This window comes from Sinorhizobium psoraleae, from assembly GCF_013283645.1.
GTDB classification, from domain to species: Bacteria; Pseudomonadota; Alphaproteobacteria; order Rhizobiales; family Rhizobiaceae; genus Sinorhizobium; species Sinorhizobium psoraleae.
Map to the genome: position 1 here is coordinate 1 of NZ_JABEKV010000030.1, position 7,213 is coordinate 7,213.

The 7,213-nt window shown below is 57.3% G+C and carries 8 protein-coding genes and 1 pseudogene; all 9 read left to right on the forward strand.

The features are described 5' to 3' along the window. A pseudogene (locus tag ILFOPFJJ_RS34855) lies at positions 1–354 on the forward strand (hypothetical protein); the annotation flags it as partial. Positions 355–785: 431 nt separating this feature from the next. Further along, the gene (locus tag ILFOPFJJ_RS34180) at positions 786–1,346 is read left to right on the forward strand and encodes a C48 family peptidase (RefSeq protein ID WP_173514809.1); all 561 of its coding nucleotides are present in this window, start codon (positions 786–788) and stop codon (positions 1,344–1,346) included. Continuing rightward, positions 1,343–1,738 carry a hypothetical protein gene (locus ILFOPFJJ_RS34185; RefSeq protein ID WP_173514810.1) on the forward strand — a complete coding sequence of 132 codons (396 nt, stop codon included), beginning with the start codon at positions 1,343–1,345 and terminating at the stop codon, positions 1,736–1,738. Before ILFOPFJJ_RS34180 ends, ILFOPFJJ_RS34185 begins: the two co-directional genes overlap by 4 nt. Before the next feature lie 831 nt (positions 1,739–2,569). Then, the gene (locus ILFOPFJJ_RS34190; protein WP_210267716.1) at positions 2,570–3,220 is read left to right on the forward strand and encodes a hypothetical protein; all 651 of its coding nucleotides are present in this window, start codon (positions 2,570–2,572) and stop codon (positions 3,218–3,220) included. Positions 3,221–3,312: 92 nt separating this feature from the next. Beyond that, positions 3,313–4,203: a type III secretion system cytoplasmic ring protein SctQ gene (gene sctQ / locus ILFOPFJJ_RS34195; RefSeq protein WP_173514812.1), complete on the forward strand. Its 891-nt coding sequence runs from the start codon at positions 3,313–3,315 to the stop codon at positions 4,201–4,203. Next, positions 4,200–4,862, forward strand: a complete 663-nt coding sequence (sctR, locus tag ILFOPFJJ_RS34200; protein WP_173514813.1) for a type III secretion system export apparatus subunit SctR — start codon at positions 4,200–4,202, stop codon at positions 4,860–4,862. Before sctQ ends, sctR begins: the two co-directional genes overlap by 4 nt. Continuing rightward, positions 4,862–5,125, forward strand: coding sequence for a type III secretion system export apparatus subunit SctS (gene sctS / locus ILFOPFJJ_RS34205; RefSeq protein WP_173514814.1), 264 nt, complete (start codon positions 4,862–4,864; stop codon positions 5,123–5,125). The genes sctR and sctS overlap by 1 nt, the downstream gene beginning before the upstream one ends. A 98-nt stretch (positions 5,126–5,223) precedes the next feature. Continuing rightward, positions 5,224–6,021: a type III secretion system export apparatus subunit SctT gene (sctT, locus tag ILFOPFJJ_RS34210; protein WP_173514815.1), complete on the forward strand. Its 798-nt coding sequence runs from the start codon at positions 5,224–5,226 to the stop codon at positions 6,019–6,021. Further along, positions 6,018–7,079, forward strand: coding sequence for an EscU/YscU/HrcU family type III secretion system export apparatus switch protein (locus ILFOPFJJ_RS34215; RefSeq protein WP_173514816.1), 1,062 nt, complete (start codon positions 6,018–6,020; stop codon positions 7,077–7,079). Before sctT ends, ILFOPFJJ_RS34215 begins: the two co-directional genes overlap by 4 nt. The last annotated feature ends 134 nt before the right edge of the window (positions 7,080–7,213 follow it).

Genomic DNA, 7,213 nt, shown 5'->3' on the forward strand with positions numbered 1-7,213 from the left:
TACCCCGACGACGGCCTCACCATCGATGGCCTCTGGAAGGAAGAGCAGAGCAAGGTCGGACCCGACGCGGCTTCCCGAAGACGAATAACGGATATTGCTAGCAATCAACGTAGGTTTAGTGATTGGCTCCGAAGAGAGGGAAGGGGGAGCATAAGGAGCCGCCTCAACGGCACTGAGCAGCAGAAAGCGGCGTTGAAAGCAGATCACAGTGACTTTGCAAAACTGCTGGGGCACCGTAACATGAACTTCGATCGGCTTCGGACGTACATAGGCGCCCCCCGCCGCAATTTAGTCGGCATCAGCCTTATCCGGACGACGCCGAGATCATCGATGGCCTCTGCAGTGAACAGCTGAGCAAGTGCAAAAAGAAGAAGACTGTCACTAATAGTGCTAGCATTCAACGTAGCTTTAGTGAGTGGCGCCAAAGCGAGAAAAGGGGGAGCATAAGGAGCCGCCTCAACGGCAATGAGCAGCAGCAAGCGTCTTTGGAAGCAGATTACAATGACTTCCGCACAGCCAAAGGAAACGTGAGCTCTAGTCTTAACTGGCTTATTGCAGGGCTTGCGCAGTACCTGGAAGAGAACCCGGCGTTGGGGTTGGCCCCTGAGCAGGCAAGTGGGCGGGAACGGGCCGGATCGCAAACGAACAGTTACAATCGGGAGCAGCTTTGGTCCGATGTGGAGGAAGCCAAAGGGCGGGGACCTTTCGGGTGGGACCGCCCGCCCTCCTCCTCGCACGAGGCGTTTCCGACTACCTCCGATGCTCACATCGGGGCTTCGGATCCGATGGCCGCCTCCAGTGTCCCGGCCGGGTCGGTGCTCGGCGCAAACGAGTGGCTGAGCTCCGACCACATCCTGAGGGATTACGGACTCCTGCAGGAGGAGTTGCAGCGGATCGCTCCAGCGTTCGCCGCCAGCATAAGGCTGGTGGATCCGTTGGTATCGGCTCTACTGAGCTTGCGCCGCTCGGACCAGCGAACGCTGGAAAGATCTTTGGGGTCCATCTATGCTCAAACCAACGGCCCAGCCAACTTCCTGTTCCTGCCAGTGAACGATGGCGTGCATTGGTCGCTGCTGCTCGTCGACCGCCGCAACCCGCGAGAGCCGGTCGCCTATCACTACGACTCCCGCCAGGAAAGGGGATACAACGACGGGGCCGCAACACGGCTGGCGGCACGGCTGGGCGCCCCGTTGGCGCCAGGCCGGATGGCCCAACAGAAAAACGATTTTGATTGCGGCGTCTTTGTGGTGGAGGGCACGCGGGCGCTGGTCAACTATTGCGGCAGCAGCGGCCGCTGGACCTCGGCAACCTCGTCGCCGATCGGGAGCAACTCCAACAGCGGTTGAGCACCCTTCCCAGCCGTGGGGCTGGTGAGGCCGAACCTCCCGCCGACAGTTTGAATACGCAGTATTGGCAGCAATTGGCTCCAATTGTCCGCCTGCCAGAGACAAGCGTCAATCAGCCAACTCCACGTTCGTGGCAGCAAGAAGTTGGCGCATCAATCTTCGGCACGACAAATTTCGTGCAGGCGGCACCGCCGGAGCTGAGAGAGTTCGCTCCAGACTGGCAACACGGCAACCAGTGGGCGCCAGAGGCTCTTATGCGCGGAATGCACTATTATGATGTGCTGCCGAGCGAGGACCGACCCCAGACCTTCATGATCAATGGCGTGCTCTACACAGCTGTGCGGCGCAGACCGAAGCTCATTCACGTCTTCCCGACTACGGGTAAACGTTGAGCCGCGAGCTATGCCGGAAAGTGGGTAATCACGGTCGGTTGCTCCTCTGTCCGTCTCATTGCCGATCGCGAAATCTTTGATGACGTCCCAGGGAGTGGTTGCCTACCCGCAACCCGGCAAGGTCGCCGAATGCCAAAAGCACCTTGACGACTGGGAAGACAACCTCTCCCTGAGACACGATCTCGTCCGGTCAGGACGATGGCGCAGCCAAGACCGATCCCACGAATGCGAGTGCCGGTTCCCCCAATAACCTCGAACACCACACGGGTCGGTTAAGCCTATCCAACGCCATGACGAGGCGGTTGAAGAACCGACCTCGAAGAGAACCACGAGCCTGACCGGGCCCACTGCGACCAGCTTGACCACGGCCATTAGAGAACCTCCCGGGACACGATCCGCTTTGTTTCGAATTCCCACTCTCCAGTTCCGATAAAAACCTATCAGGTTTGACGACACCGCAGCAGGCGTTTCAGAGCTCATGCATAAGAAGGACAGATGATGCAATATCGAAACGGTATTTGCTTCGGGCCCGCTTTGAGCAGATTGTAATGTAAAACGACAGCTCAACGAGAAGCGGATGCCCTTCCCGGCGAGTGGCGTGATGATTTCGGGACATCCGTCGCCGTGACTGAATGATTTCATTAGGCTGAGTGACTTGCATCTACTGAGGATCGGAACTCAGTCGAGCCATGGGGCAAGCTTGCCGACACGATGAACGAGACCTTTAAGGGGATTCTTCACCTATGTATATTGGGTTAACCAGTTCCACTGGGACCGGAATTGTTGAGCATCGAGCTTATGCGAGGGCGTACTCTAGCGAGGCATGCTGCGATGTCGGCCGTTACACCGAGTGAATGTTCCACTCGTCCCGCAGGGACAGCTGCTGCGCCGCTGTTCACGCGGCTTGGGGACATCGAGCGGTTCTCACAGATGCTCCATGAGCCACTGATTGACGACAAACCGGCCAAGGATCCCCGCAACCACGAGCTTGAGTCGGCAGAACACAGCAGCGAGGTGCCCACTGGTGAAGACATGCTCATCTTCCCCGGTGCGACCTTGCTCGGCGCCGCAATCCTGAAAACCTCTCTAGAGCTTCGGGAGGCGGACGAGCGGGGGACGCCGCCACGCTCAGCCGCACTCGCCCAATTGGCGAAGGCAATAGCTGATCGCATTTCGGTCGGCCGAGACAATCTCGGAGACGGAACGGTGCAGATCGTGCTCCACGGCGAACTAGTCGGCGATACGCGCGTGACCATCAGTTATCGGCACGATACCCTGCGAATTTTCATCGAATCCGAGCGCCTTTGGCTCATCCTGCAGTTCCAGGGCCATGCGTTTGCACGCGACTTGTCCAAACGGCTCGGCATGCGGGTCGCGGTGATGGTAGGTGCACGCAAGTCCACGCCGGAGGAACAGGACGGTGATGGGGGATGTTGCGGGCTGGAGCAGGTTCTCCACTATGTAGCCGAGAAGTGCACGTGATCGATCTCCCTTGCTATAGTCCACGAGAGGCAGCTGCCATTTCGCTTCTTGCTACCCGCCTGCCTGCCGTTTTCAGTCTCGCTGGCGTCGACGTGGCAGCCCTGTTGCCCGGTTCGAAACTTCCGGATGTTTCGGCGGATTACCGCCGGGTCATGATGCGCCTCGACGGTCACAATATTCGCATCGCCATCGACTCGATGCTGCTTCCGCCCATAGCGGTGACACATTGGCGGGACATCACGACGCTGCCAACGGATGACGGCTTACGGGAGATCCTGTTCGACATCGTTTTACGCGACGTCGGGACTCAGGTGGAACGATGGTGCGGTCAGCGGCCCATCTGGTCTTCGTCTGAGATTACGGCGGCGCTTCCCCACGCAATTAGGCTTGTTCGCCGGGATGGACCGGACAAACTCCTCGGCTTGGTAGAATTCGATGCCGGCGGCCTCGAATGGATCGCTGGCTGCTGCAGTGCGCTGCCTGTCGTGTACGCAGTGCCCGACGATCTGGCCATCTCTCTCGATCTGACAGTCGCTCGTGTGAGCCTCTCCTTGGCGGAACTAGACGCACTTACGCGAGGCGACGTCATCCTGCTCGACGTCCCACCAGTCGCCAATGAGGGCGCGATGAGTGTTCTACTGTGCTTCTCCGGCAGTTCACAATTTCGCGCCTCGATCATGGATGGCCGCCTTACAGTCCTTTCAGCAGTGGACCGCATGATGGATAGACCAGACTCTCTTCCTCCGGAAACCTTCGACGGCATCGACCTCCCAGTCGATGTGCACGTCGGACGCCTGACGATGTCGCTCAAACAGGTTCGTGAGCTCGCTGTCGGCCAAATACTGGATCTTGGCTTCGACGCCACAACCACTATTACTCTGCGAGTTAATGGCCAGACGGTCGCAGCCGGCGAGTTGGTGCGCATCGCCGATAGGACAGGCGTGCGTATCCTAGATATGCGCCTAGAACGAGCCGAGCGATGAACAGCGGGTTGCCTGATCCCGTTGCCCTAATCGCCATAATCGGCGCCATGTCGTTTGTGCCCTTCCTCGCGATCACCGTCACGTCCTACGTCAAGCTCGTGGTCGTATTCGGATTGATCCGCAATGCCCTCGGCGTCCAAAACATTCCGCCGAACATGGCCCTGAATGCGGTCGCCATCCTGCTCTCCCTGTATATTATGCAACCAGCGGCAAAAAGCGCATATGAAGCGGTGCGCCATAAAGGCATCGCATTCGACGATTTTCAGGGACTCAGCGAAACGATGCCGCTTGCTATGGAGCCTTTTCGCAACTTTATGTTGAAGAACACGTCGCGACAAGAACGGCAATTCTTCGCCAAAACCACACGTGAATTGTGGAGCGAAGCGGACGCTGATGCTGTAACTGAAAACGACTTTGTAATTTTGATTCCAGCATTCATCACATCCGAGCTGGCGGACGCGTTCAAAATAGGTTTTCTTCTGTTCCTCCCTTTCATCATCATCGACCTCGTCATTTCGAACATCCTTCTGGCGATGGGTATGATGATGGTGTCGCCGATGACGATATCCCTGCCGTTCAAACTGTTCTTGTTCGTCGCGGTGAACGGATGGCAGCGCCTGATTCACGGTCTCGTCTTGTCCTATGCGGGGCCAACGTGATGAATAGCACCACTCTCGCCAACATCACCGTCGACGCGCTGAAACTGACGCTGGTTCTGTCGACGCCTACGATCGCCATCGCTACAACGGTCGGGCTGGTCGTCAGCGTTGTGCAGGCCCTGACTCAGGTTCAAGAGCAGACACTGCCGTTCGCCGTGAAACTGATATGCGTCAGCCTGGTTTTGGTGGCGACTGCGCACTGGTTTAGTGGGGAGCTATATCGCTATGCGATAAATATCTTCGACACAATCGGCGCGATATGAGGTCAAGGGTGCGAGAATATCGTTCTGTCTATGATCATCTCGCGGCAACTGGGAGGGCCATCCCAGCGGCTCTCGACCGTTTCAGTTGATGCGTCTCCATGTCGCTACTTGATCCCTCTCTGTTACTGCCCGCCCTCATCGTCCTTGCGCTCGCGATGGCGCGTACGACGGGCATGATGCTGGTCATACCCATTCTGGGGCGCGGCATTGTGACTGGGCTGGCGCGGAACGGCGCAATCATGGCATTGAGCCTCCCCATAATGGCGCATGCTTGGGCAACTAGGCCCGCAAACCTTGATAGCTTGCATATGACGATGATCCTAGGCCTGGGGCTGAAGGAACTTTTGCTCGGGCTCGTACTCGGAATGCCAATTGCCGCGACCATCTGGGGTGTTGAGGCGGCGGGCACCTTCATTGACAACCAAAGGGGCGCTGCGATGATGAGCCTCTTGAATCCGGCGAGCGGCAATCAGGTTTCGCCGCTTGGAACGCTGCTCGGCCAGCTCTTTGTCACAGGGCTGTTCGTCACCGGCGGCTTCTCCTTCTTGGTCGAAGCGCTCTATCGCTCGCATGTTGTCTGGCCACTATGGAGCTTGCAACCCGCATTCGGTCCGGAATTCGTGCCGGGAATCCTTCATCTCGCAGATATCGTCATGCTGCTGACACTACTGCTCGCCGGTCCAGCCATCGTTGCTATGTTCCTGGGCGAAGTGTGTCTGGCACTCATCAGCCGCTTCGCGCCACAATTGCAGGTCTTCTTTCTCGCCATGTCCGTCAAGAGCGCGATGGGCATCCTGGTCCTAGTTCTTTCGCTGACGATCGTTCTGGCAGACGCCAATAAGCACCTACCGTCACCGGCTGCCATACTCAACCTCATCACCAACTGGTTTTCATGAGCGGTGCAAAGACCGAAAAGCCTACTCCCAAAAGGTTGCGCGACCTGCGCAAACAGGGGCAGGTCGCGCGCAGCAAAGAAGTTGTGTCCGCGGCACTGATCGTCGCATTTTTCGCTCTGTTCTTCGCCTCCTTGCCCTCAATGATAAACCGGCTTGAGGCAATGATTCTGATGCCGCTGCCGCTTCTCGAAGGTGACTTTTTGAGTATCACTCAAAAGCTCTTGCAGTTCTACATTGCCGAGCTACGAAGTATGCTCGCGGTCTTCATCGGCATCGTTCTCGTCGTCGGGCTGGGCGCCAACATCGTACAGAATGGTCCGATGTTCACGCCCAAGGCGGTGGCGCCGTCGCTGAGGAAGCTTAATCCCAGTGAGAACGTCAAAACCATCGTTTCGCTGAGGAATTTGATTGAGCTGGCTAAGTCGATCACAAAGGTTCTGATAATCGGCTTGGTACTTCTGCTAGTGTTGCGCGACGGTATGCACGCGCTCGTCTGGGCGCCAAGTTGCGGAATCCCCTGCCTAAGCGCTGTGACAGGTAACTTGCTGCTCGGTATCGCCATCTATACGGCAATGACTTTTCTAACGGTGGCAATTGCGGACCTCGCATTGCAGCGTTGGCGATTCACGAAGAAAAACATGATGTCGAGGGGTGAGGTGCATCGAGAATACAAGGAGAGTATAGGCGACCCCCTGATTATACGAAAGCGCAAACAGCTCCATATGGAGTTGCTCAGCAAGGCCATGATCGATCAATCGCGCCGCGCGACCGTCTTGATCACCAATCCCACGCATATTGCTGTGGCCATTTACTATGATGGGCGGCAAACTCCCTTGCCCATGATCAGTGCCATTGGTACCGATTTCATGGCGCAGCGGATGATCGACGCGGCGGTTGCTACCGCTGTGCCGGTGATGCGAAACATTCCGCTTGCGCGTGCGCTGCTGGAGGATGGCCTTGTAGACGAGTATATTCCGTCACATCTGCTCGAACCTCTCGCTGAGGTTCTGCGAGCGCTTGGTAAATTGGCGGCAGAGTCTGGCGATCGGTCGCGCTAATCCTGCCGGGCCGAGGATCCGATTAAACCGGCGCATTTCCGTTAGTACGGGACAAGGATTTCGCTAAGTCGCGACCAGCCCTGGAATTAGGGGATTCCCATCTGTTTTGAAGTATTGGAAACTGCCGGAAATCG

Coding starts and splice junctions, on each gene's coding strand:
- ILFOPFJJ_RS34180 (WP_173514809.1), top strand. CDS start 786: ATGGCCGCCTCCAGTGTCCCGGCCGGGTCGGTGCTCGGCGCAAACGAG.
- ILFOPFJJ_RS34190 (WP_210267716.1), top strand. CDS start 2,570: ATGTCGGCCGTTACACCGAGTGAATGTTCCACTCGTCCCGCAGGGACA.
- sctR (WP_173514813.1), top strand. CDS start 4,200: ATGAACAGCGGGTTGCCTGATCCCGTTGCCCTAATCGCCATAATCGGC.
- sctS (WP_173514814.1), top strand. CDS start 4,862: ATGAATAGCACCACTCTCGCCAACATCACCGTCGACGCGCTGAAACTG.
- sctT (WP_173514815.1), top strand. CDS start 5,224: ATGTCGCTACTTGATCCCTCTCTGTTACTGCCCGCCCTCATCGTCCTT.
- ILFOPFJJ_RS34215 (WP_173514816.1), top strand. CDS start 6,018: ATGAGCGGTGCAAAGACCGAAAAGCCTACTCCCAAAAGGTTGCGCGAC.